Origin of the sequence: Duganella levis, from assembly GCF_009857605.1 — a bacterium.
GTDB classification, from domain to species: Bacteria; Pseudomonadota; Gammaproteobacteria; order Burkholderiales; family Burkholderiaceae_D; genus Rugamonas; species Rugamonas levis.
The window spans coordinates 179576-202544 of record NZ_WWCT01000005.1 but is presented as its reverse complement, the minus strand read 5'-3'; the positions used below and the strand labels follow the sequence as shown (position 1 = coordinate 202544).

21 protein-coding genes and 1 tRNA gene are annotated in these 22969 nt (G+C 63.8%); 14 read left to right on the top strand and 8 right to left on the bottom strand.

Going from position 1 to position 22969, the window contains the following annotated elements; all coding sequences use genetic code 11:
* The first annotated feature begins 3 nt into the window (after positions 1 to 3).
* The 3 genes from GTP69_RS08990 (at position 4) to GTP69_RS08980 (ending at position 5373) form a co-directional block, all read left to right on the top strand.
* Positions 4 to 2247: an EAL domain-containing protein gene (locus tag GTP69_RS08990; RefSeq protein ID WP_161054663.1), complete on the top strand. Its 2244-nt coding sequence runs from the start codon at positions 4 to 6 to the stop codon at positions 2245 to 2247.
* Positions 2247 to 3842 carry an SEL1-like repeat protein gene (locus GTP69_RS08985; protein WP_161054557.1) on the top strand — a complete coding sequence of 532 codons (1596 nt, stop codon included), beginning with the start codon at positions 2247 to 2249 and terminating at the stop codon, positions 3840 to 3842. Before GTP69_RS08990 ends, GTP69_RS08985 begins: the two co-directional genes overlap by 1 nt.
* Before the next feature lie 79 nt (positions 3843 to 3921).
* Positions 3922 to 5373, top strand: a complete 1452-nt coding sequence (locus tag GTP69_RS08980; RefSeq protein WP_161054556.1) for a flagellin N-terminal helical domain-containing protein — start codon at positions 3922 to 3924, stop codon at positions 5371 to 5373.
* A gap of 8 nt (positions 5374 to 5381) precedes the next feature.
* Here the strand turns inward: GTP69_RS08980 and GTP69_RS08975 are convergent, their stop codons facing one another.
* Both GTP69_RS08975 and GTP69_RS08970 read right to left on the bottom strand, forming a co-directional pair.
* Positions 5382 to 5948: a DUF4865 family protein gene (locus tag GTP69_RS08975; RefSeq protein WP_161054555.1), complete on the bottom strand. Its 567-nt coding sequence runs from the start codon at positions 5946 to 5948 to the stop codon at positions 5382 to 5384.
* Entirely contained in the window at positions 5945 to 6343 is a 399-nt protein-coding gene (locus GTP69_RS08970) for a tautomerase family protein (RefSeq protein WP_161054554.1), read from the bottom strand. Before GTP69_RS08970 ends, GTP69_RS08975 begins: the two co-directional genes overlap by 4 nt.
* 99 nt (positions 6344 to 6442) lie before the next feature.
* Between GTP69_RS08970 and GTP69_RS08965 the strand changes: the two genes are divergently transcribed.
* Entirely contained in the window at positions 6443 to 7324 is an 882-nt protein-coding gene (locus tag GTP69_RS08965) for a LysR substrate-binding domain-containing protein (protein WP_161054553.1), read from the top strand.
* Here the strand turns inward: GTP69_RS08965 and GTP69_RS08960 are convergent.
* Positions 7314 to 8552, bottom strand: coding sequence for a M28 family peptidase (locus GTP69_RS08960; RefSeq protein ID WP_161054552.1), 1239 nt, complete (start codon positions 8550 to 8552; stop codon positions 7314 to 7316). The two genes, GTP69_RS08965 and GTP69_RS08960, sit on opposite strands and share 11 nt — an antisense overlap.
* Positions 8553 to 8705: 153 nt before the next feature.
* Between GTP69_RS08960 and GTP69_RS08955 the strand changes: the two genes are divergently transcribed.
* A tRNA-Gly gene (locus GTP69_RS08955) sits at positions 8706 to 8779 on the top strand.
* 35 nt (positions 8780 to 8814) lie between these two features.
* On the opposite strand, the gene GTP69_RS08950 is transcribed toward GTP69_RS08955, so the two are convergent.
* On the bottom strand, positions 8815 to 9261 hold the full coding sequence (locus GTP69_RS08950; protein ID WP_161054551.1) for a MarR family winged helix-turn-helix transcriptional regulator: 447 nt from the start codon (positions 9259 to 9261) through the stop codon (positions 8815 to 8817).
* Positions 9262 to 9406: 145 nt separating this feature from the next.
* Between GTP69_RS08950 and GTP69_RS08945 the strand changes: the two genes are divergently transcribed.
* Genes GTP69_RS08945 through GTP69_RS08935 form a run of 3 tightly spaced genes read left to right on the top strand, consistent with a single transcriptional unit; the run spans position 9407 to position 11198 of the window.
* Entirely contained in the window at positions 9407 to 9817 is a 411-nt protein-coding gene (locus GTP69_RS08945) for an organic hydroperoxide resistance protein (RefSeq protein ID WP_161054550.1), read from the top strand.
* Positions 9818 to 9837: 20 nt separating this feature from the next.
* Complete coding sequence (locus tag GTP69_RS08940) at positions 9838 to 10215, top strand: GFA family protein (protein ID WP_161054549.1); 378 nt, start codon at positions 9838 to 9840, stop codon at positions 10213 to 10215.
* A complete protein-coding gene (locus GTP69_RS08935) occupies positions 10215 to 11198 on the top strand; it encodes an alpha/beta fold hydrolase (RefSeq protein ID WP_161054548.1) in 984 nt (327 codons plus the stop codon). Before GTP69_RS08940 ends, GTP69_RS08935 begins: the two co-directional genes overlap by 1 nt.
* 86 nt (positions 11199 to 11284) lie before the next feature.
* Here GTP69_RS08935 and GTP69_RS08930 read toward each other — a convergent pair whose 3' ends face one another.
* A complete protein-coding gene (locus GTP69_RS08930) occupies positions 11285 to 12205 on the bottom strand; it encodes a hypothetical protein (RefSeq protein ID WP_161054547.1) in 921 nt (306 codons plus the stop codon).
* Positions 12206 to 12335: 130 nt separating this feature from the next.
* On the opposite strand from GTP69_RS08930, the gene GTP69_RS08925 reads away from it, so the two are divergent.
* A complete protein-coding gene (locus tag GTP69_RS08925) occupies positions 12336 to 13481 on the top strand; it encodes an MFS transporter (protein WP_161054546.1) in 1146 nt (381 codons plus the stop codon).
* Here the strand turns inward: GTP69_RS08925 and GTP69_RS08920 are convergent.
* Positions 13478 to 15052, bottom strand: a complete 1575-nt coding sequence (locus GTP69_RS08920) for a tryptophan halogenase family protein (RefSeq protein WP_161054545.1) — start codon at positions 15050 to 15052, stop codon at positions 13478 to 13480. The two genes, GTP69_RS08925 and GTP69_RS08920, sit on opposite strands and share 4 nt — an antisense overlap.
* A gap of 233 nt (positions 15053 to 15285) precedes the next feature.
* On the opposite strand from GTP69_RS08920, the gene GTP69_RS08915 reads away from it, so the two are divergent.
* From GTP69_RS08915 to GTP69_RS08895, 5 genes are all read left to right on the top strand, one after another.
* Positions 15286 to 17748, top strand: coding sequence for a TonB-dependent receptor (locus GTP69_RS08915; RefSeq protein WP_161054544.1), 2463 nt, complete (start codon positions 15286 to 15288; stop codon positions 17746 to 17748).
* Positions 17749 to 17925: 177 nt separating this feature from the next.
* Complete coding sequence (locus GTP69_RS08910; RefSeq protein ID WP_161054543.1) at positions 17926 to 18846, top strand: alpha/beta hydrolase; 921 nt, start codon at positions 17926 to 17928, stop codon at positions 18844 to 18846.
* A gap of 22 nt (positions 18847 to 18868) precedes the next feature.
* Positions 18869 to 19672, top strand: a complete 804-nt coding sequence (locus GTP69_RS08905) for a substrate-binding periplasmic protein (protein ID WP_161054542.1) — start codon at positions 18869 to 18871, stop codon at positions 19670 to 19672.
* 5 nt (positions 19673 to 19677) lie between these two features.
* Positions 19678 to 20829: a TMAO reductase system periplasmic protein TorT gene (torT, locus tag GTP69_RS08900; RefSeq protein ID WP_161054541.1), complete on the top strand. Its 1152-nt coding sequence runs from the start codon at positions 19678 to 19680 to the stop codon at positions 20827 to 20829.
* Between the two features lie 67 nt (positions 20830 to 20896).
* Positions 20897 to 21130 (top strand): hypothetical protein, encoded by a 234-nt coding sequence (locus GTP69_RS08895; protein ID WP_161054540.1) that lies wholly within the window; start codon positions 20897 to 20899, stop codon positions 21128 to 21130.
* On the opposite strand, the gene GTP69_RS08890 is transcribed toward GTP69_RS08895, so the two are convergent.
* Positions 21110 to 21874: a LytR/AlgR family response regulator transcription factor gene (locus GTP69_RS08890; protein ID WP_229260861.1), complete on the bottom strand. Its 765-nt coding sequence runs from the start codon at positions 21872 to 21874 to the stop codon at positions 21110 to 21112. The two genes, GTP69_RS08895 and GTP69_RS08890, sit on opposite strands and share 21 nt — an antisense overlap.
* Positions 21871 to 22959, bottom strand: a complete 1089-nt coding sequence (locus GTP69_RS08885) for a sensor histidine kinase (RefSeq protein ID WP_229260860.1) — start codon at positions 22957 to 22959, stop codon at positions 21871 to 21873. Before GTP69_RS08885 ends, GTP69_RS08890 begins: the two co-directional genes overlap by 4 nt.
* Positions 22960 to 22969: the final 10 nt, after the last annotated feature.

The window sequence follows — 22969 nt, the reverse complement described above, 5'->3', positions numbered from 1 at the left end:
ATGATGAACCTGAACTCTTTCGACCTAGCCCCCGTCGAAGCTTTGACTTCTGATAACCGTCCCCGTCTCCTGCTTGTCGATGATGAACCGCGCCTGCTGTCATCGTTGTATGAGCTGCTGCGCGACCGCGATTACCACCTGGTGACCGCCACCTGCGGCAGCGAGGCGCTGGCCCAGCTGACCAAGCTGAAATTCGATCTGATCCTGCTCGATCTCCGTCTGCCCGATATGAGCGGGCATGAGATCATGGATTACATCAACGCCCGCGACATCGATTGCGATGTCATTATGATGAGCGGCGATGTCGGCATCGAGGCAGCCATCGGCGCGCTGAAACGCGGCGCCTACGACTACCTGCGCAAGCCGTACAGCCGTGAGGAGCTGCTCAAGACCGTCAAGAACGCGCTGCAGAAGCGTCAATTGGCGGTCGAGAACGAGCGCATCGCCGGCCAGCTGGAAAACTCGGAGAAGATGTACCGCTACCTGGTGGACTCGTCGCCGGACATCATCTACACGCTGAACCACGAAGGCAAGTTCACGTTCGTGAATGACCGCGTGCAGCAGCTGCTGGGCTTTACGCGCGAAGAGCTGATCGGCCGCCACTACTCGGTGCTGGTGCACGATGAAGACCAGGAGCGCGCGCGCTATGCCTTCAACGAACGCCGCGTCGATGAACGGGCGTCGCGCAACGTCGAGCTGCGCCTGAAGTGCCATCCCGGCACCGGCGCCGGTGGTGGTGTCGAGCGCACCTTCAACAACACGCTGATGACGATTTCGCTCAACGCGATCGGCATGCACATTCCCGACCACGAAGTGAAGACGCGCGAATTCTTCGGCACCTACGGCGTGGCGCGCGACATCACGGACCGCAAGCGCGCCGAGGAAGTGATTTCGTACCAGGCCTATCACGACATCCTGACCGACCTGCCGAACCGCATGCTGTTCAAGGACCGTCTTGGCCTGGCCGTGATCCAGGCCAAGCGCAAACTGACCGAGCTGGCGGTGATGTTCGTCGATCTGGACCGCTTCAAGCTGGTCAACGATACGCTGGGCCACGTCAAGGGCGACGAGCTGCTGCAACAGGTGGCGACGCGCCTCAAGGACTGCCTGCGTCGCGGCGATACGCTGGCGCGCCAGGGCGGCGACGAATTCACCATCGTGCTGCCGGAGCTGCGCGACCGCCAGGACGCCAAGGCCATCGCCGACAAGTTCCTGGAGAGCCTGCAACGGCCGTTCGATCTGGATGGGCATGAGGTGCACATCTCGGCCTCGATTGGCATTGCGGTGTATCCGACCGACGGCGAGACCATCGACGAGCTGCTGCGCCATGCGGACATCGCCATGTATCAGGTGAAAGCGCTGGGCAAGAATGGCCACAGCTTCTATCACAACTCGATGCTGGATGTGTCGCACCAGAAGATCGCGCTGGAACAGGCGCTGCGCAAGGCGCTGGAGCACAACGAGCTGGAAATGTATTACCAGCCGCAGCTGGATGTGGCCACCGGCCGCATCATCGGCGCGGAAGGGCTGATGCGCTGGAACCATCCGCAGCGCGGTTTGCTGTCGGCCGGCGAATTCCTGCCGTTCGCCGAAGAGAATGGCCTGATGCTGCCGATCTCCGACTGGATGCTGGGCGCCTTGTGCCGCGACCTGCTGCAATGGAATGCGGCCGGCGGTGAGTCGATTCGCCTGTCGCTGAATTTGTCGCCGCAGTATCTGGATCGCGGCGACTTCTTCGAGAAGATGCGCGGCGCGCTGACGCGCTACGACATTTCGCCGGCGCAGATCGAGGTCGAGATCACCGAGAATATCTGCATCCGCAATCCGCAATATGCGATCGAGCAGCTGAACAAATTGTGCCAGTTGGGCGTGTCGGTGGCGATCGACGATTTCGGCACCGGCTATTCGTCGCTGGCGTATCTGCACCGCTTCCCGATCCACACCATCAAGATCGACCAGTCCTTCGTCAAGGAGATCCACGACGAGAACGGCCACTATCCAGTGATTTTGGCGATCATCTCGATTGCGCGCGGACTGGGCCTGCACCTGGTGGCGGAAGGCGTGGAGACCGATGTGCAATCGCGCTACCTGGAAGCCAACGGCTGCAGCACGATGCAGGGCTATCTGTACCATCGCCCGATTTCGCTGGAGAGCTTTATCGATGTGCTGCATGAGCAGAACCGTCGTTATACGTCGCCGGTGACGATGACGGAGTATGAACCCTCAATGATCGCGATTCAGGCCTGATGACGAAGTACGGTCCCAACGAAGCCGACGCCAGTAACGGCAGCACGTACACCGCAGAATTCCTGCGCGTGAAGGGACTGGCCGAGCGCGGTGTCGCCAATGCCCAGCATAGCCTGGGCTTTATGTACTTCAACGGCCAGGGTGTGGCGCAGAGCTTCGAGCTGGCGGTGGTGTGGTATCGCCAGGCCGCGCAATCGGGGCTGGAGCACGCGCAGTACAACCTGGGCGTGATGTACCAGAAGGGCCAGGGCGTCGAGCAGAATTTCGAGGAAGCGGCGGCGTGGTATCGCAAGGCGGCGGAACAGGGCTATGCGGCCGCGCAGTACAACCTGGGCTGGCTGTACGCCAAGGGCCAGGGTGTGCCGAACGATACGCAGCAGGCCATGCTGTGGTTCAGCAAGGCGGCCGAGCAGGGCGACGCCGGCGCGCAGAATAATCTCGGCATGATGTACGACACCGGCAAGGGCGTGCCGCAAGACTTCAAGCAGGCCATCTTCTGGTATCGCAAGGCGGCGGAGCAGGGCTACGCGCGCGCGCAGTTCAATCTCGGTTTGCGCTACGACAATGGGCAGGGCGTGCAGCAGGATGTAGGGCAGGCGCTGTCGTGGTATCGCAAGGCGGCCGACCAGGGCTATGCGCCGGCGCAGTTCAACCTGGCGCTGCGCTTCGATAAAGGCGACGGCATCACGCAGGATTCGCAGAAGGCCATCCTGTGGTATCGCCGCGCGGCGGAGCAGGACCATGCGAGTTCGCAGTTCAACCTGGGCCTGATCTACGATAACGGCCAGGGCGTGCCGCGCGACGAGCAGAAGGCGCTGGACTGGTATCGCAAGGCGGCCGAGCAGGGACATGCGGCGGCGCAGAATAACCTCGGCCTGCGCTATGACCATGGCCAGGGCGTGGAACAGGATTACGAACAGGCGCAGCTCTGGTATCGCAAGGCGGCGGAGCAGGGCTTCCCCGGTGCCCAGTACCACCTGGGCATGCTGTACGACGCCGGCCATGGCGTGATGATGGATCACCAAGAGGCGATCTTCTGGTACCGCAAGGCGGCCGACCAGGGGCATCTGCGGGCACAGTTCGACCTGGGCCTGCGCTATGAAACGGGACGCGGCGTGCCGCAGGATTATCGCAAGGCGATGGGCTGGTACCGGCGCGCGGCCGAGCAGGATTATGCGGCGGCCCAGTACAGCCTTGGCCTGCTGTTTGATAACGACGATGGCCCGCAGCCGGATAGCGTGCAGGCCACGCAATGGTATCGCAAGGCGGCCGAGCAGAATCACACGCAGGCGCAGTTTGCGCTGGGCCTGCGCTATGACAATGGCCTGGGCGTGCCGCGCGATTACGCGCAGGCGCATCACTGGTATCTGCAGGCGGCCAGCCAGGGCCACGTGCGGGCGCAGTTCAATCTGGGCCTGATGTATCTGGCCGGGCAGGGTGTGCACACGGACGCCAGCCAGGCCTGGATGTGGCTCACCATGGCGGCCCGCGCCGGCTTCAACGCCGCCGCGCGCTATCTGCCCAACGCCGCCAACCGCATGGAGCCGGCCCAACTCGCGCTGCTGCGTGAGCGCATGGACGCCTCGCCGGGCTGAGCGCCCGGTTCAAGTCTTTCCCTCCTTTGCCGTTAATTAGACGACAAGCGTAATTCGGCGCTTGGAACCGCACGCGCCCATGCAGATCAACACCAACCTCGAGTCGCTCAATGCCCAACGCAGTTACGCGCGTTCGAGCGCGGATCTGGCCGTGCATGTGCAGCGTCTGTCGAGTGGACTGCGCGTCAATTCGGCCAGCGATGACGCGGCCGGACAGGCGATCGGCGATCGCATGACGGCGCAGATCAACGGCCTGCATCGGGCGACGCAAAATATCAATGATGGCATTTCGCTCGTGCAGGTCGCCGACGGTGCGACCAGCCAGTTGACCGAGAACTATCAGCGCATGCGCGAGCTGGCGGTGCAGGCGGCCAATGATACCAACAACAAACTCGATCGGCAGTCGATCCAGCAGGAGGTCGATGCGCTGGTGGCGGCCAATGTCGATATCGTCGACGACACCCGCTTCAATGACCGGCGGCTGCTGGACGGTTCGTTTTCCGAGCAGTTGCAGGTGGGGTCGCAATCTGGCCAGACGGTGGAGTTGCGCATTCCGCAGGCGGTGCTCATGCCCGGCACCTCGCGTGGCCTGGTGAACATCGCGCCGCAGCAGTCCAGCGCCGCCGGCACCGCCGTTCTCGGCGCGCTGCAATACGGCGACCTGATTATCAATAACGGCGTGGTGGGCGCGTCGGTGGCGGGCGCGCTGCCGGGGCAGGGGGCGGATAGCGCGTATGCGCTGGCGGCGGCGGTGAATGCCGCCAGTATCGACGGCATTTCCGCTTCCGCCGTCACCACGGTGAGCGGCGCGGTGGGCGGCAGCGGCACGCTCGGTAGTGGGGCGTTGACGGTGAACGGAGTGGCGGTCGGCGCGATTTCCGGCGCCACGGCTGCGGCGCGCGCGGCCGATGCTGCTGCCGCCATCAGTGCGACGGGCGTCGGCGTGAGCGCCAGCGCCAATGGCGGCACGCTGACACTGACCGCTGCCGACGGCCGCGATATCGTGCTGAGCGAATCATCGGCCGGTGCGCTGGCGTCGCTGGGCTTGACGCCGGGCGCGAACAAGGGCGCGTTGACTATTAGCGAAGCGGCGCGGCCGGGCAATCACACGATGCGCATCGGCGGCGCCAATCCGGCCAAGGCGGGGCTGGTCGCCGGCACGCAGGCGTCGGTGGTGATCGGGCCGCCGGAGCTGGTGATGCAGAATATTTCGACGCCGGGCGAGCCGCCGATGGATTTGTCGACCCACAGCGGCGCCAGCGACGCGATGGATTATCTCGACGCCAAACTGGCGCAGGTAGATGATGTCCGTGCGACGCTGGGCGCGGTCAATAACCGGTTGACGGCGGCCGCCGACAATGCCACCAATACGGCCAACAATTTGTCGACGGCGCGCTCGCGCATCATGGATACCGACTATGCGATTGAAGCGACCCAGATGACGCGCAGCGATGTGCTCAGCCAGGCCGGCGCCGCGATCGTCGCGCAAGCCAACGCGCTGCCGAAACAAGTGCTGCAGCTGCTGCGTTAAGCCAGCAATCACGCGCCGGGCGCCGACAGATGGCCGACGTCGTAGCGTTTGATCTCCGCGCCGTCGTGCAGGGCCACTGGCATCGCCTCGCCGGCCGCCGTATCGCGCCACAGCACCAGCCGCGCAATCGTCCAGGTCACCGGCTCGAAGCCGATCACCACCGCCAGCGCGCCGTGCGCCAACGCCTGCTGCGCGTACGCCTCTTCCTGCAAGCGCAGTTCGGCCAGCGCAGCATACGGCGCAATCACCGCGCTGGTGCGCGTCGCAAAGCGCGCCTCACGGATAGCGTCTCCCACCGTCGCATGCCACGGCGTCCACGTCTTCACCGACGGCCAGCCGAACGCCCGCGCCACACCGGCAAAGGCCGGGCCGTTGAGGAAGCCATGCATCGCTTCCTCATCGTGCCATAGATAAAACGGCGCATATGTCTTCTCCGGCGCCGACGCATGCAGATACGCCTTGAAGACCAGACCAGGCAACGTATCCAGCAACGGCCCCTTGATAGCGATGCGCTCCCGCACCACCGCCATATCGTAATCCCCCGGTAGCACAAAGCCATACTGCATCGCGATCATGGCTGTACTCCCATCAGCGACGCCGCCGGCCTGCCACCACCAAACGACCAATCCTCGCCTTGCGACGATGACAGCACAATCATTACATCCTCCGGCCGCACGCCCGGCGACGCCCCCAGCTCCTCCACCAGCCGCCGGTAAAACGCCTGCTTCAGCTCCGTGCTGCGCGGCTTGCCCAGCGTGATCGCAATCAACACAAAATCATCCGAGCGCGGACCGCCCTCATAATCGCGGTCAAACATCAGCTCATACGGCTCATGCTGATGAATCATCTGGAAGCGGTCATTCTTCGGTACATTGAATTCCTCTTCCATTGCGCGTTGCAGACTATCGCCCAGCGCGCGCAGATACTCGGGCGACTTCCCCTTCAACAGTGAAATACGGCTAATCGGCATGGCAGCCTCCTTTTGATTGACACCGCCACGATACCGTCCTATCTTGATCCTGAAAATCAGGAATATTTTGATTAACACTTCAGAAAAACAGGATGATCCATGCGCCGCCTGACCTTTGACCTCGACGTCTTGCGCACCTTCGTTACCGGCGTGGACATGGGTAGTTTCGCCAGGGCGGCCGACAAGCTGGGCCGCTCCACCTCCGCCGTCAGCGCCCAATTGAAAAAACTGGAAGACCAGCTGGGCATGCCGGTGCTGCGCAAGGAAGGACGCGGCATGGTCCCGACGCCGGCCGGCGAATCGCTGCTGGGCTATGCGCGCCGCCTGCTGGAACTGAACGACGAAGCCGCCAATGCCGTGCGCGGCGCCGAACTGGCGGGCAGCGTGCGGCTCGGCATCCAGCAGGACTTCGGCGAACACGTGTTGACCGAAGTGCTGGGCCGCTACGCCCGCGTGCATCCGCGCGTGCGCATCGAAGCGCGCGCAGCCCGTAATACCGAATTGATGGAATTGTTGAACAGCGGCCGGCTGGACATGGCGCTGGCCTGGGAAGGCGGCGCCGCCACGCCGCATGCGGTGGATGTCGGCCGCCTGGCGATGCGCTGGATCGGCGCGGCGGACGAGACGCGTTTGGCGCCCTCACTGGCCGCCGGCAGTGCCGAAGAACCGCTGCCGCTGGTAGTGATGGACGCGCCGTGTGTGATGCGCGCCGCCGCCACGCGCGCGCTGGACCAGGCAGGCATCCCGTGGCGCATCGTCTTCACCAGTCCCGGCTTGTCGGGCGTGTGGGCGGCGGTGGCGGCAGGCTTGGGCGTGACAGTGCGCACCGCCGTCGGCCTGCCGCCATCATTGCGCCTGCTGGACGCGCCATCGCTGCCGCCACTGCCCGACATCGGCCTGCGCCTGTACCGCGCCGAAGCGGATATGAATCCGCCGGCGCAGCACCTGCACGACATCGTGCTGGAAGCGCTTACTTCCTGATGCGGGTGCCGGCCAGTTGCGCCACGCCGGACAGTGTGGTCTGCGCCGCATTCAGGCCAAGCAGGAAGTCCTTGTCGGAGTAGGTATCGTAGTTATCGGTCGGCTGGTGCCAGTTCGGGTTCCAGCCGGCGCCGATCTGCTGGCCGCGCTCATTCTCGCGCAGCGAAATCGACGGCACCAGATCCATGAACGGCGTCGAATCGGTATTCGTCATGTGGAAGCCGACGGCGGCCGGATAGTTGGTCGCGTACTTGTCGTTGGCGGCGCGGAAGGCCCACGCCAGCCTGGCCGAACCGTCGGCCTGCTTCGACACCGACTGGTACTCGATGTTGACATCCGCCTCCAGCCGCTGCTCCGGCGGCGACACGTAGATGGTCTTGCCGCTGGCGTCCTGCTTTGGAATCGGCATGCCATGGTCGTACATCATCATGTCGTGCTGGATCATGCCCAGCCACTTCGGCTCCGGATATTTACCCGAGCCTTTCGGTGACTCGATCCCCTGCAAATCCTTGCGCTGTTCGACGTAGGCGGCGGCGCCATTCAAGCCGGTTTCCTCGTTGTTCCACAGGATGAAGCGGATCGAGCGATCGGTCTCCACGCCCGGCATGCTGAAGATGCGTGCCAGTTCCATCACCAGCGCAGTGCCGGAGCCATCGTCGTTGGCCGCTTCGCCGAAGCCGATGCCGTCCATGTGGGCGCTGACGATATACATCTCTTCCGGATGGGTCTTGCCGACCTTGGTGCAGTAGACATTCTCGCGCAGCGAGGTGCCGACTGGCGTCTGCTCTGCGTTCAGCGCACGCAGGCGCTCATTCGGCTGGCGCAGCGGATCGGCATTAACGCCGGTTGGAATGCGGTTGCCGAACAGCGTGCTGCCACCTTGTCCGGCCGGACCGCCCGCGCCGCCGCTCGGAATGCCGGCCGCGCGACGGGCCGACGGCGCGCCAGGCGCCGGCTGGGTGAACTGGTATTGCAGGCGTTCCGTATTGGTGCAGCCGTAGGATTTGAGTTGCGCCTCGATCCAGTCCAGCGCATCACGGTTGCGCTGCGTGCCCTGGCGGCGATCGCCGAACTGGGTCAGGCTCTTGATGGTGGCCTTGTACTTGCCCAGCTCCAGCTGCTTGACCAGCACCGAGACGGGATCGGCCGGCGCGGCTTCCTGCGCCAGAACCAGTGGGGCGGCCAGCGCCAAGGCCAGGGTTGCGCTCAAACCTGCAACTGCTTTCATGGGTCATCCTTTATCGTTAAAAGAGCCCGGACATTGTGCATGAGAGGCGCGCGCCGTGTGAAGTAAATGTGCAACCCCCCGTGCTCCCAATGGACCACTAGCGGCGTGGGTAAGTTGTCAATGGTGCGAAAAGGCGCGTAGAATGCGTGGCACGCGGGTGTAGTTCAATGGTAGAACGGCAGCTTCCCAAGCTTCATACGAGGGTTCGATTCCCTTCACCCGCTCCAAGCCTTAATATCCCGCTCCCCAAGCCTCTCTTAAATCACCCCTTGCCCGGCGCGGCCTTTACCAGGTTGTTGCGCAGTTTGGCGACGGCTTTTTGCAGGACCGGGAATTCTTCGGCGGTCAGGCCGGTGGCGTCGCGCAGGTTCATGTTCAGGGCGCTTTCGCGCAGGGCGCGGCCTTCGGCGGTCAGGCCGACGCGGACCACGCGCTCGTCGGCGGGGTCGCGCGCGCGGTGCACGTAGCCCATCGCTTCCAGCTTTTTCAGGATCGGCGTCAGTGTATTGGATTCCAGATACAGCTTTTCGCCCAGGCCGCTCACGGTCTGGTTGTCTTCTTCCCACAACGCGATGATGGCGATGTACTGCGTGTACGTCAGCCCCAGCTTGTCCAGGATCGGTTTGTACGCTTTGCCGTAGGCCAGGTTGGCGGAATAAACCGCAAAGCATAGAAAGTCGGCCAGCTGCGGGGTGGTCGGTTTGCTCATGGTGCACCTCCTTGTTCAATGTCTGGATTATACATCGCATCCGATTTAATCGGAATTGCTTGACACGCCAAAATTTTCGCGTAATATGCAACGTATGCGCTTCTATCGGATGCGATATAAATCAAACCAACCAAGGAGTTTCATCATGACCAAGCAAGTTCTGTACACCGGCAAAACCCACACCACCGGCGGCCGCGAAGGCGCCGCCCGCAGCAATGATGGCCGTCTGGATATCCAGCTGTCGTCGCCCGGCAGCAGCGGCCAGGGCACCAATCCGGAACAGTTGTTTGCCGCCGGCTGGTCGGCCTGCTTCATTGGCGCCATGGGCCTGGTGGCCGGCAAGCTGGGCGTGAAACTGCCGGCCGACCTGGCGGTCGATACGGAAGTGGACCTGAACAAGGACGACAGCGGCTTCTTCCTGGCCGCCCGCCTGAACGTCAGCCTGCCCGGCGTGGACCAAGCCACCGCCCGCGCCGTGGTCGACGGCGCCCATCAGGCCTGCCCGTACTCCAAGCTCTCACGCGGCAATATCGACGTCGAGATCAACCTGGTTTAAACGGAAGGGGAGAGCGCATCATGTCGAACGATCTGCATCACGGTTCCTGCCACTGCGGCGCCGTGCGATTTGAAGTCCGCGCCGCGCTGACGCCGGCCGCGCGCTGCAACTGTAGCCTGTGCCGCCGCAAGGGCGCGCTGATGTCGCCGCTGTTTCCTGCGGCCGAGCTGACGATCGTGCAGGGCGAGGATGCGCTCACCCTCTATCAGTTCAACACCAACGTCGCGAAGCACTATTTCTGCAAACACTGCGGTATCTATCCGTTCCATCAGACCCGCAAAGACCCGCTGATGTGGCGCGTGAATCTCGGCTGCCTGGATGGCGTCGATCCCTATTCTTTCGAAGCCGGCGTCAATGATGGCGCCAGCCTTTCTACCGTTATCCTGGAGGACGCATAATGAACACCACTAAAGTAGTCGCCGCCACCGCGCTGGCTATCGCCACCCTGTTCGGCGCCGTCGGCGCCCACGCCGCCAGCCCGGCTGGCTTCACCAACATCAAGCAGATTAACGCCGGCGAACTGAATGTCGGCTATGTCGATGCCGGTCCGGCCAACGGTCCGGTAGTGATCCTGCTGCATGGCTGGCCATACGACATCAACAGCTACGTCGATGTGGTGCCGAAGCTGACCGCGCAAGGCTACCGCGTGATCGTGCCGCACCTGCGCGGCTATGGCACCACGCGCTTCCTCGACGCCAAGGCGGTCCGCAACGGCGAACCGGCCGCGCTGGCGACCGACGTTATCGCGCTGATGGATGCGCTGAAGATCGACAAGGCCACGCTGGCCGGCTATGACTGGGGGGCGCGCACGGCGGACATCGTCGCGGCGCTGTGGCCGGAGCGGGTCAAGGGACTGGTGTCGGTGAGCGGTTACCTGATCGGCAGCCAGGAGGCAGGCAAGCAGCCATTGCCGCCGGCGGCGGAACTGCAATGGTGGTATCAGTTCTACTTTGCGACTGAACGTGGCCGCGCGGGCTACGAAAAGAACCACCATGACTTCGCCAAGTTGATCTGGAAGCTGGCCTCGCCGGAATGGAAGTTTGATGACGCGACCTACGAGCGCAGCGCCGTGGCGCTGGACAATCCCGACCACGCAGCGGTGACGGTGTATAACTACCGCTGGCGCCTCGGCCTGGAGCCGGGTGAAGTGAAGTACGCGGGGCTGGAAGCGAAACTGGCGGCGTCGCCGAGCATCTCGGTGCCGACCATCACGCTGGAGGGCGACGCCAATGGCGCGCCGCATCCGGAGCCGGCGACCTACGCGAAGCGCTTCACCGGCAAGTACAAACATGAACTGATCACCGGTGGCATCGGGCACAACCTGCCACAGGAAGCGCCCGAAGCATTTGCCAACGCGGTGATCGAGGTGGGTCGTCTTTAACGCACGAACAGTGCAATCAGGATGACGATCGGCAGGGGGATACCGAGCAGCAGCAGTAAGATCGAACGCATGGTGTTCTCCTTGTTTTAGATGGTGCGCTGTGCGATCAGCACGCGCGAATGGTCGCGGTTACGGCCGCCGGCAATGGCGGAGATGGCGGCGATGAAGGCGCCCAGCAGCAGGGCCACGAACATCCACAGCGCCGAGTGTGCGGCAGCTTTGCGGGCTTCTTCGGCGGCAGCCATGGCTTTGGCCTTGGCGTCGGCAGCAGCTTGGGTGGCCTGAGCGTAGATCAGGTCGATGCGCTGCTCGGCTTCCGCTTGCGTCATGCCGGTGCGTTTGGCAACCAGCTGGGCGAGGTAGACGCGGTCTTCACCGCTGATCTTGCCCGCTGCCAGGTCGGTCAACAGGATGCGGTTGATTTCCGAACGCTGCGCGTCGGTGGCCACATCGCCGTTCGGCGAACGCAGGATCATGTCGGCGAAGTAGGTGTTGCCACGGCCCGCACCAGCATTGGCGCCGGCAGTTGCGCCAGCTGCGGCAGCGACCGGAGCGGCAGCAATAGCGACGCCAGCGCCGGTGTCGATGGCGCCGCTCAGGGCAGCGCGCGCGCCGCCGGCCAGCACGGCCACGGTCACCAGGGTAGCGACTGCCCATGCCAGCAGGCCGTGGGCGGTGTCGCGGAAGTAGACTTCATCGCCATGGATGCTGGCCCATTTCACGCGCAGACGGCCGGCCATGTAGCCGCCGATGCCGGAGGCAGCCAGCTGCATGAAGGCGATCCACACCACGCTGGCGGTGCCCAGTGGTTTGTCGTTGTACTGGTACGGCGAGACCGACGACAGGCCGAGGCCCATGCCGAGAATCAGCAGGATGAAGGACAGCGCGGCGGCGGCGGCCGCGCCGGCCAGGATGGCGCCCCAGGAGACGCCGGAAGCGTTGCCGTCGACGGCCGGCACGGCGCCCACCGCCAAGCCTGGCCCTGCATTGAGAGGTTGTGTTTGCATGATTACTCCTTATTGTTGGTGAAGTGATCATGCGCTGCGGCGGGCCGTTGGTATGTTCGTGCTCCAACATATGCGCCACCTTGGTGCAGATTGACTATACTGGCGGCCACATCCTTGGAGGCCATCGCGCATGAACCACATCGGACCGCAGCAGCGTTTATCTACCCGTCTCGCATTTCTGGCCGCCGGCCTGGCCATGTCGGCCTGGGCGCCGCTGGTGCCGTTCGCTAAAACGCGGCTGACGCTGGGCGAGGCGGAACTGGGCCTGCTGCTGTTGTGCCTCGGCGCCGGTTCGCTGGTGGCGATGCCGGTGACCGGCATTCTGACTTCGCGCTACGGCTGCAGGCTGGTGGTGCTGATCTCCGGTGCCTTTACCTGTTTGTTCGTGCCCGGCCTGGCTTACGCGCCGACGCCGCTGCTATTGGGCGCCACGCTGTTTGCGGTCGGGGCGTCGATCGGCACACTGGATGTGGCGATGAATGTGCAGGCGGTGATCGTCGAGCGCGAAAGCGGCGGTTCGCTGATGTCCGGTTTCCATGGGCTGTTCAGTGTCGGCGGTTTTATCGGCGCTGGTTTGATGGCGCTGATGCTGTGGGCCGGCATGACGCCGACCGCCTCGGCTGCCGTGGTTGCGGCGCTGGTGGCCTTGTCGCTGATCCTGTGTGCGCCGCATCTGCTGCGCGAGCCGGATGCGGCGGAGCGCGACGGGCCGCTGTTCGTGGTGCCGCATGGCGCGGTGATTTTCATCGGTGCGCTGTGCTTTCTGTCGTTCCTGGCGGAGGGCGCGATTCTCGACTGGAGCGCGCTGCTGCTGACGGTGGAGCAGGGCCTGGACGCCAGCCGCGGCGGCCTCGGTTACGCGGCGTTTGCGATCGCCATGACGGTCGGCCGCCTGACCGGCGACCGCGTGGTGCGCGCCTTGGGCGGCAAGCGCGTGCTGCTGCTGGGCGGCTTGTGCGGCGCGGCTGGGTTCTTCCTGTCGGTGCTGGCGTCGTCCGCGCCGCTGGCGCTGGTGGGCTTTGTGCTGATTGGACTGGGGGCGTCGAACGTGGTGCCGATTCTGTTCACGGCGGCCGGTAACCAGACCTCAATGCCGGCCAGCCTAGCGATTGCCGCCGTCACCACGCTGGGTTACGCCGGCATTCTGGCCGGGCCGGCGATGATCGGCTTCGTCGCGCACGTGTCGAGTTTAAACCTGGCCTTTGGCGGGCTGGGTTGCTTTATGCTGCTGATCGCCGCCAGCGCCCGACTGGGCGCGGCGACTAAAAAAGCCTAAGCGATCTTGCGTTCGCCGCGTTGCAGCAGGTGTTCGACCATGGCGCGGTGGTCCGGCAGGTCGGCCAGCGCGCGGTGCGACACCTGCTCGATGGTGGCGAATTCCTTGCGGGCTTCCTCCATGCGCGGCAGCGTTCTGGCGTTGGCGTACAAGTCGGTTGGATACTCCATCCCGTACAGCACATACTGCCAGCTCGATGGCGGATACATCTCGTAGTCCACCACGAAGTCCATGCGGTGCGGTGCGCGCTTGCGCCACATGGTCAGCTTGTCCTGCAATGAATCTGGAATGCTGGCCGCATCGGCGTTGTCAGTCCAGAAGGCGTGGTCCTTGCGCTGTGTCAGGCAGTAGTGCAGCTTGACGAAATCGACGATGCGCTCGTAGCGCGCCTTCATCATCTCGTTGTACACCTTGGCCACCGGTTCAAAATCGCCGTCATGCGGGAACAGGTAGCTGACCAGATACGCCGCCGTTTCAATCAGGCCGATGCCGGACGATTCCAGCGGCTCCAGGAAGCCGCCCGACAAACCGACCGCCACGCAGTTCTTCACCCAGTGCTGTTCGCGGTAGCCGACATTCAGTTTGAGCTGGCGCGGATTCAGGCCGTCGGCGGCCTTGCCGATATAGTCGCGCAGGACTTCCTCGGCGCGGGTGTCGTCGGTATGGCGGCTGGAATACACATAGCCGATGCCGCGCCGCTGGTGCAGGCCGATGTCCCAGGTCCATCCCGCTTCGTGAGCGGTGGCGATGGTGTAGGACGGAATCGGCGCATCCGGACGCTCGTACGGCACCTGCATCGCCAGCGCGCGGTCGACAAACAGCACGTCGTTGATGTTGCGGAAGCTGGTGCCCAGCGCTTCGCCGATCAGCGCCGCGCGGAAGCCGGTGCAGTCGATGTACAGGTCGGCCGTCAGCACGCCGGCTTCCCTGGTGTGGACCGCGCCGATGGCGCCATCGTCGTCCAGCGCCACCCGTTCCACCGTGGCCTGCACATGCTGCACGCCCAGCGATTGCGCATGGGTGCAGAGCAGGGCGGCGAACTTGCCGGCATCGAAGTGGTAGGCGTAGTTCAGCGGTCCCATGAAGTCGGCGTCGCTCGGGCGCTTCGGTGCGCGCGACGCGTCGGCCACGCGCTTTTGCATGGTGGTGGCGGCGGCAAACGCCACGCCGGGACCGGCCGCGCCTTGCAGCCAGTACGGCAGCAGTTCCGGACCGCCGGGCCGCTGGCTCGGCAGGCTGAAAGGGTGGAAATAGTGGTCGGCCCCGGCCGCACCCGGTTCGCGCACCCAGTGGTTGAAGCGGATGCCCTGTTTAAACGTGCCGTTGCACTCACGGATGAAGCGCGCTTCGTCGATGCCGATGGTGGCCAGCGTGCCGCGTATCGACGGGAAGGTGCCTTCGCCAACGCCGATGATGCCGATCTCCTTAGACTCCACCAGCGTGATGCGCACGCTGCCGGCATCCGCGCCGGTGCCCAGTTGTTTGGCTAAAAAGCAGGCAGTCAGCCAGCCGGCGGTGCCGCCGCCGACGATCAGCACTTGTTTGACGCCATCTTTTGGTAACGTTTTCATAGCACTTTTGTCTCCGTAATGCAGCAAAGTACCCCTATCAAAAGCAAGGGGATACAACGCTGCTACAATTTTTAAATTGACATCCTTGAACTTGATTATGTACCATGAAATCGATTTCACAAATAAAGAAAACGATTTCAGTGAAACAGAAAACGTTTTCAAGCATCATGAAATCGTTTTCCACGATAAATGTAGCACCGCCACCCCGGCGTTCGCTATGCAAAAGGAGACTTATGAACCTGCACGTACCGCAATCCGGGAAGCGTCTGCTCACCCCTATCTCGCTCGCCATCTTCGCCCTGATGGCCAACGCCCACGTTTATGCCGCTGATGCAGCTCCAGCCGCCGCCGATGCGCAGGCCGGCCAGGCCGCACCTACCGCTGATCAGGCCGCACCAGCCGACAACAGCAAAATTACGGAAGTTTACGTTACCGCTACCAAACGCACGACCTCGCTGCAAAAAACCCCGGTGGCAGTGACCGCGCTGAACGCGGCCGCACTGGACGACAACCACGTCCAGACCATCCAGGACGTGGTCAACCTGGTGCCAGGCTTCTCGGCCACCGGCCAGGGCGACCACGGCGTGATCACCATGACCATGCGCGGCATCGGCAACGACTCCGCCAAAACCGAATACGCTGACCCGGAAGTCGCTTCCTTCGTTGACGGCATCTACTCGCCACGTCCGGAAGGCGCCACCGCGCTGCTGTTCGACCTGGACGCCATCGAAGTACTGCGCGGCCCGCAAGGCACGCTGTGGGGCCGTAACTCCACCGTCGGCGCGGTCAACATGCAGACCGTCAAGCCTGAAATCGGCAGCAACGCCGGCAACTTCGAGCTGGGCTACGGCAACTACACCCGCCTGGGCGCGCGCGGCGCGTTCAACATCCCGCTGAGCAGCACCATGGCGATGCGCGTGTCGGTGGTGCACGAGCAGCACGACGGCTACGTCGACTACCAGGCGCCGACCATCCCGTCGCTGGCCGCGCAGCAAGCTGCCGCCGCGCCGGTGATCTCGGCCTGGAATGCTGCTCATCCGGGCAACCCGATCGCCTTCCAGCCGCTCAACCCGAACCTGTACGTGCGCAACGGCCAGAAATACGGCGCCCAGGACCAGAGCGCGGCGCGCCTGAGCTTCCTGTGGCAGCCATCGGCCGACCTGAAGTGGAACATCTCGTACGAGCACTACATCGACCGTGGCACCCCGAACATGAACCTGCTGCAGCAGCAGCGTCCAGGCCAGGACTTCTGGTCGGCGCTGATCGACACCGCGCCTAACGTCAACCGCGATTCCAACTCGGTGCGCAGCCGCGTCGATTACCAGATCAATCCGGATGTGGCCCTGGCCTACATCGCCGGCTACTCGCGCTTCAACGGCTCGTCGACCTTCGACCAGGACGGCGGCGCCAATCCGGCCACCAGCTTCACCACCGCCAGCAGCAGCGCCAGCGCCGGCTACCAGGCCAACAACACCGTCTGGTCCAAGTACAAGAACTACAGCCATGAGCTGGAGTTCATGTCGACCGGCAAACGTGAAGTCGACTGGCTGCTGGGCCTGTACTATGCCAACGAAGACAACGGCATCCGTTTCGACATTCCGATCATGAACGGCACCGAGCAGGGCACCGTCAGCTGGCAGGGCGCCTTCATCCAGCCGAAAGAAACCGTGGACTCGAAGGCCGTGTTCGGCCAGGCGACCTGGAATCTGGCTGACGCATGGCACCTGACCGGCGGCTTCCGCTACACCTCGGACAAGCGCGAGAACATCGGCGGCACCGCCAGCACGCTGGACGCCACCGGCCCGCAAGTACCGCTGAGCCCGGCAATCGATCCGCTGTCGCCGACCTCGGGCTTCTCCGTCTACCAGCATAACGACGGCACCTACAAGGACCACAAGCTGACCGGCCTGGGCCGCATCAGCTACGACATCGACAAGAACAATATGGTGTTCGCGTCGGTCTCGACCGGCTACAAGTCGGGCGGTTTGCAGGATGGCGGCCGTCCATACGGTTCGGAAACGCTGACCAACTACGAAGTCGGCTCCAAGTCGACCTTCCTGGGCGGCAAAGTGCGGATGAACAACTCGGCGTACTATGAGCGCTTCAAGGGCTTCCAGTTCAGCGCGCCGGTGACCAATCCTGACGGCACCCGCGGCCTGGCCACCAACAACGCCGAAGGCGCCAATGTCTGGGGCCTGGAAACCGAGATCGCCGCCAAGATCACGCCGGTGGACCGCGTGCAGTTCACCGCCGCCTACACCCACGCGACGCTGAAGAAGCTGATTGGCGGCAGTAACGACTACCAGCTGCCGAAGTGCTCGATTCCTGACATTGCTACCTGCCTGGACGTAACCGGCAACACCATGCCGCACTCGCCGAAGTTTGCCATGCAGCTGCAATACCAGCACAGCTTCGAGCTGGCCGATGGCACGCTGATCCCGCGCATCAGCACCCACTACGAAACCGCCAGCTGGCTGAGCGTGTTCAACCTGGGTGATCCGGATCGTCAGAAAGCCTACAACCGTACCGACATCGGCCTGCGTTACGACGCCCAGGCGAAGTGGTACTTCGACGCCTTCGTCCGCAACGTCGAAGACGGCAAGATCAAGACCAGCGCCATGAACGCCAATGGTCCGTGGCAAGCTCAGTACCTGCCGCCACGCACCTTCGGCATCAACGTGGGCCGCTCGTTCTAAGTAAAGAGTTTTTCATGTAGTCCAGTGTTGTCTGTGGTTTTAACCCCCTCGCGCCTTCACCGGCCGAGGGGTTTTTTTATTCGGGGTCAGTTCTGCCAAATGCACACGACCTCATGTACATTTGGCAGAACTGACCCCGGGTTATACTGGAGGCCTGTGTATTTCGCTGGGGTCTTGATGCCTGTCCTGAGTGCCGTTCTTGCCGCCGCTTTGCTGGCCGCGCCGCCGTGCGTGGAACCGCCGTCCGATCCGTCCAATACCTATGATGCGCCGCACACCTACGACAAGCTGGTGCGCGACTATCCCGACATCCACATCGCCAGCGACGCGCTGCCGCCCGGCGTGCGCAAGGTCGCCGATCAGGTCTACGCCCAATACGGCGCCCGCTGCCTCAAGCTGGACCTGTACCGCCCGCCCGGCGACAAGCTGCCGGTGGTGCTGTTCGTCCACGGCGGCGGCTGGAAGTCCGGCTACCGTTCCGAATTCGTGCCGATGGCACTGCGGCTGACCCAGCACGGCTACGCGGCGGTCACGCTCAGCTATCGACTGTCCGGCGAAGCACGCTATCCGGCTGCGGTGCAGGACGTGCAGGATGCGGTGCGCTGGGTGCGCGCGCACGCGGTGGAATTCGGCCTCGATCCGCAGCGCATTGCATTGGCCGGCGGCTCCGCTGGCGGCCAGATCGCCAGCCTGGCCGGCGTCACCGCCGGCGGCGACGTCAAGGCCATCATCAATATCGACGGCCTGTCCGACTTCACCACCGAACTGGCGCTGAAGTACGAAAACGATCCGAAGAAAAATCCTTCCTCGGCCGGCGCCTGGTTCGGCGGCCGTTACGAAGAAAAGCCGGCGCTGTGGCGCGAGGCCTCGCCGACCCGGTACGTCCACGCCGGTATGCCGCCGATTTTATTTATCGGCAGCGCGCAGCCGCGTTTTTCCGCCGGCCGCGAAGCGATGCGAGAGCAAATGACGGCGCTCGGCGTCGCCAGCGACGAGCTGATCTTGCCCGGCACGCCCCATTCATTCTGGCTGTTCGACCCCTGGCTCCAGCCAACGGTAGACAAGACCGTAACATTCTTGAAGCAATACTTGCCGTAGCTCATGCTAGTATTCAGACACGATGCGAAAGACGACCTCTCTTCTGCTGGCCTTGGCGATCGGTGCGATGGCGCCGCTGCCGGCATATGCAGTCGAGCGTCTGGCGGTCGGCACGACCTTCAGCAATATCTTTGAACAGGGCAGGGACGGCCAGTGGCGCGGCCTGGGCGTGGATGTGCTGCGGCTGCTGGCCGCGCGCGCCGGCGACACCATTCGCTTCCAGCTCTACCCGTGGCCGCGCGCGCAGGCGATGGTGGAACGGGCCCAGGCCGACATCCTGGTCGGCCCCTACAAATCGCCCGAGCGGCTGCTGCGCTTCGCCTTTCTCGATCAACCGTTTTACCGCGATCGCCTGGTGTTTTATGCGCGCCGCGACAGCACGCCGCCGTGGCACGGCGACCTGGCCGCGCTGAAAAACCACCGCCTGGCCGCCGTGCGCGGCTGGCACTACGGCACCCAGTTCGACCAGACCCGCAAGCTGCTCGACATCAGCGAGGTTCCGCAGCTGGAAAACGGCTTGCAGATGTTGGCCCATGGCCGCGTCGAACTGCTGGCCAGCAATCAACGCAATAGCACCGCACTGATCGATAGCCTGCATCTGGATGATGCGCTTACGGTGCTGTGTCCCGACATTACGCAATTGGATGGCTATCTGGCCTTCCCGCGTGATTCCACATTCTCTGCCGTGCGCGCGCGTTATAACGTGCTGTTCACGGAAATGGTACGCTCCGGTGAACTGGCGCGGCTGGGTGCGCGCAACGGCGTGCTGGTGCCCGCTGCCGACACCGCCCCTCCCGCCGCCAGTTGTGCGGATAAACGCGGATAACGATAATGAAAAAACGCTTACTCTCCCTGACGTTGCTGGCGACATTCGGCTGGTGTATGGCGTCCGGGCCGACGCAGCAGGCGTCAACCAAGTCCGCGCAGGCGTTCGCACCGATACCTGTCAATTCCATCTTCCGTCCGGTGCAGGCCAACGGCACCGCCGACGATGCGCTGGCCAGCGGCCGCGTGGTGGCGGGTATGTATCCGCCGGCCACCCATGCCGGCAAGCACTGGCGCATTGCCTTCCTGTTCCCGCATATGAAGGACCCGTATTGGGCTGGTGTAGCTTACGGCGTTATCAGCGAGGCCAAGCGCCTGGGCGTGGCGGTCGATATCCTGCCCGCCAGCGGTTACGACGACCTGCACGGCCAGTTGCAAAAGATGGACGAGGCCATTGCCGCCAAATATGACGCCATCGTGGTGTCGCCGATCAGCATGACGGCCAATAACCTCTCCATTGCCAAGGCGCGCGCGGCCGGCATTCCGGTGCTGGAGCTGGCCAACGACAGCCGCAGCGACGAGCTGGCGCTGAAGGTTACCACCTCGCTGCGCAGCATGGGCATGGAGGCGACCCGCTGGGCCATCCGTGACGCCCAGCAGCGCGGCCTGAAGACCATCAACATCGCTCTGCTGCCGGGGCCGATGGGCGCCGGCTGGGTCAAGGGCGAGGTGGATGGCGCGCGGATTGCCGCGCAGGACTCGCCGATCGAGGTCAACATCCTGGACATCCGCTACGGCGACAGTGAACGCGCCTTGCAGGCACAGCTGACCGGGCGCATTCTCAGCAAGCACGGCGCGCGGCTGGACTATATTCTGGGCTGCACCGGTTGTGCGCCGGCGGCGCTGGGGCCGATCAAGGCAGCCAAGCTGGACGACAAGATCCGCGTGGTGGCGTTCGACCTTACCGGCGAAATCGCGCAGTTGATTCGCAGCAAGGAAATCTCGGCGGCGGCCGATACCAAGGGCGTCAGCCAGGCGCGGGTGGCGATCAACGCCGCCGTCAATCTGCTGGAAGGCCGGGCGAAGGAGCAGCCGCACACCATCCTGGTCAAGCTGGGCATGCTGGACCAGCAAAACCTGGCTAACTATCCGTTTGATACCTCGATTGCGCCGGAAGGTTACCGGCCACAGCTGTCCTACGATCCCGCCAAGGAATAAGCCTACCGGACGCGCACGCGGCCCCATCTTGCGTTAATCTATGCGGATGCAAAGGGAGGACGCCATCATGATACCGGAACACGACAGGCGCCAACGGCCGCAGACGTCCGATACGGCAGGTTGGCATTCGTTTGATTTCATCGTGCGGCAAGCATTGCAGGTGCAGCGCGATATCGGCACACCCGGCGCGGTAGAGATGTTGCAGAATATGGGTCTCAATGCGCAAGTCATCGCCCGCGTGCTGGCGCCCGAGCGTCGCGTGCGCGAGGAAGATTTGCGATCACTGACCGGTGAAGCCTAGACAGGTTTTCAGTTCCGGCAGATGGCGCGCACTGACCGCCAGTTGCGCGCCGCAGGCCAGCGTCAGTTGATAGCGGCCGTCACCTACCACCGACAAACGTCGTACCTGATCGCGCCGCACGATGGCGGTGCGGTGCACACGCAGGAAGTCCTCCGTCCGCAGCAACTGCTCGACGCGGCTTAACGGCACCCGGTGCAGCACCGTGCGCGCCGCCAGGTGCAACTCCACATAATTTCCCGCCGCCTGTAGCCACAGCACGTCGCGCACGGGGATCTGTTCGATGCTGCCCACCGAGCGCACGCTGAAGTTTTCCATTTGCTGCGTATGGGTGGCGGCGGTGTAGCCTTGCAGCGCGGCGCGGTAGGCGTCGTGTTGGCGCAGGCCGAGCATGGCGTTGGCGCGCTCGATGGCTTGCGCCAGCCGGCGGTCGTCGATGGGCTTGAGCAGGTAGTCCAGCGCGTGGACTTCAAACGCGTCCACCGCGTGGGTGTTGTAGGCGGTGACGAAGACGATCAGCGGCGGCGCCGGCAGGCGGCTGAGTTCACGCGCCAGTTCCAGGCCGCTTTCGCGTGGCATCTGGATGTCGAGGAAAATCACGTCGGCCGGCGTGTGCGCCATGGCCTCGCGGGCGGCGGCGGCGCTGTCGCATTCGGCCAGCAGCTGCCAGCCGGCTTGCGCCTCCATGGCCAGGCGCAGGTTGGCGCGGCCGGGCGCTTCGTCGTCAACGATGATATAGCGGATCAATCCCCGTCTCCCAGCGGCAGGCGGATTTCGGCGTAGAAGCGGTCGCCGCGCGTTTCGGTGTGCAGCGAGGCGGATGGATTGAACATCATCAGCCGCTCGCGCGTGTTCTTTAATCCGAGGCCGGTGCCGGGATTGGCCGGCGTTTGCGCGCTGAGGGGGTTGGAAACGGTCATCAGCAGTTCGGATTTGTGGCGCCTGATGTGGACGCGGATGTCGCTGCGGCCGTCGTGGCCATCGAGGTCGTGGCGCAGGGCGTTTTCGATCAATGGTTGCAGCAGCAGCGGCGGGCATTGGGCTTCGTGCAGCGCGGCGTCGTCGCAGTGGATGTCGATGTGCAGGCGGTCGCCGTAGCGCAGGCGTTGCAGGTCGGTGTAGTCGTGGATGAATTGCAGTTCTTCGCCGAGGCGCACGGTGTCGCGCAAGCTGGCTGATAGTGCGTAGCGCAGCAGGTCGCTCAGGCGGCTGATGCCTTGCAGGGATACGGCCTTGTCGCCATCCCGTACCAGGGCGCTGATGGCGTTCAGGGCGTTGAAGATGAAGTGCGGTTCCAGCTGCGCGCGCAGGGACAGCATGCGCTGCTGCTCCAGTGCCAGCGACAGTTCGAGGTTGTGCGTGTGGGTGCGCTGCAAGGCTTGTTCCCGTGCGCGCGCCAGCCGCCAGTTGCCGATGCCGACGATGATGGCGAACGTGGCGCCGGTGACGAACCAGCTGAAACGGCGCATGCGCAGGCGCGCCTGGTAGATGTTTTCCAGATTGATGCCGGCGACGTCGCCGCCGTGGCGTACCCAGTCTACATATAACCATTGCAGTGGCTGGAACACGACCATCACCACGATGAAGAAGCCGACGATGTTGCGCCATGGTTCAAACAGCGTGGGCCAGCGCAGCAGCGCGAGACACAGCGATGCGCTGAGCAGCAGCATCGGCAGGTAGTCGATGCACCATTGCTGCCAGAGCCGCAGGAAACTGGTGGCGTTGGCCGCGCCGTACGCGCCGGCCGCGCTGATCACGGCCCACGCCATCATGTTCAGCATCACGGCTTGCAGCGCGGCGGTGAGATTGGCGGTGGACGGAGAGGTGGTCATCGGCGCGAGT

Coding starts and splice junctions, on each gene's coding strand:
- GTP69_RS08990 (WP_161054663.1), top strand. CDS start 4: ATGAACCTGAACTCTTTCGACCTAGCCCCCGTCGAAGCTTTGACTTCT.
- GTP69_RS08985 (WP_161054557.1), top strand. CDS start 2,247: ATGACGAAGTACGGTCCCAACGAAGCCGACGCCAGTAACGGCAGCACG.
- GTP69_RS08980 (WP_161054556.1), top strand. CDS start 3,922: ATGCAGATCAACACCAACCTCGAGTCGCTCAATGCCCAACGCAGTTAC.
- GTP69_RS08975 (WP_161054555.1), bottom strand. CDS start 5,948: ATGATCGCGATGCAGTATGGCTTTGTGCTACCGGGGGATTACGATATG.
- GTP69_RS08970 (WP_161054554.1), bottom strand. CDS start 6,343: ATGCCGATTAGCCGTATTTCACTGTTGAAGGGGAAGTCGCCCGAGTAT.
- GTP69_RS08965 (WP_161054553.1), top strand. CDS start 6,443: ATGCGCCGCCTGACCTTTGACCTCGACGTCTTGCGCACCTTCGTTACC.
- GTP69_RS08960 (WP_161054552.1), bottom strand. CDS start 8,552: ATGAAAGCAGTTGCAGGTTTGAGCGCAACCCTGGCCTTGGCGCTGGCC.
- GTP69_RS08950 (WP_161054551.1), bottom strand. CDS start 9,261: ATGAGCAAACCGACCACCCCGCAGCTGGCCGACTTTCTATGCTTTGCG.
- GTP69_RS08945 (WP_161054550.1), top strand. CDS start 9,407: ATGACCAAGCAAGTTCTGTACACCGGCAAAACCCACACCACCGGCGGC.
- GTP69_RS08940 (WP_161054549.1), top strand. CDS start 9,838: ATGTCGAACGATCTGCATCACGGTTCCTGCCACTGCGGCGCCGTGCGA.
- GTP69_RS08935 (WP_161054548.1), top strand. CDS start 10,215: ATGAACACCACTAAAGTAGTCGCCGCCACCGCGCTGGCTATCGCCACC.
- GTP69_RS08930 (WP_161054547.1), bottom strand. CDS start 12,205: ATGCAAACACAACCTCTCAATGCAGGGCCAGGCTTGGCGGTGGGCGCC.
- GTP69_RS08925 (WP_161054546.1), top strand. CDS start 12,336: ATGAACCACATCGGACCGCAGCAGCGTTTATCTACCCGTCTCGCATTT.
- GTP69_RS08920 (WP_161054545.1), bottom strand. CDS start 15,052: ATGAAAACGTTACCAAAAGATGGCGTCAAACAAGTGCTGATCGTCGGC.
- GTP69_RS08915 (WP_161054544.1), top strand. CDS start 15,286: ATGAACCTGCACGTACCGCAATCCGGGAAGCGTCTGCTCACCCCTATC.
- GTP69_RS08910 (WP_161054543.1), top strand. CDS start 17,926: ATGCCTGTCCTGAGTGCCGTTCTTGCCGCCGCTTTGCTGGCCGCGCCG.
- GTP69_RS08905 (WP_161054542.1), top strand. CDS start 18,869: ATGCGAAAGACGACCTCTCTTCTGCTGGCCTTGGCGATCGGTGCGATG.
- torT (WP_161054541.1), top strand. CDS start 19,678: ATGAAAAAACGCTTACTCTCCCTGACGTTGCTGGCGACATTCGGCTGG.
- GTP69_RS08895 (WP_161054540.1), top strand. CDS start 20,897: ATGATACCGGAACACGACAGGCGCCAACGGCCGCAGACGTCCGATACG.
- GTP69_RS08885 (WP_229260860.1), bottom strand. CDS start 22,959: ATGACCACCTCTCCGTCCACCGCCAATCTCACCGCCGCGCTGCAAGCC.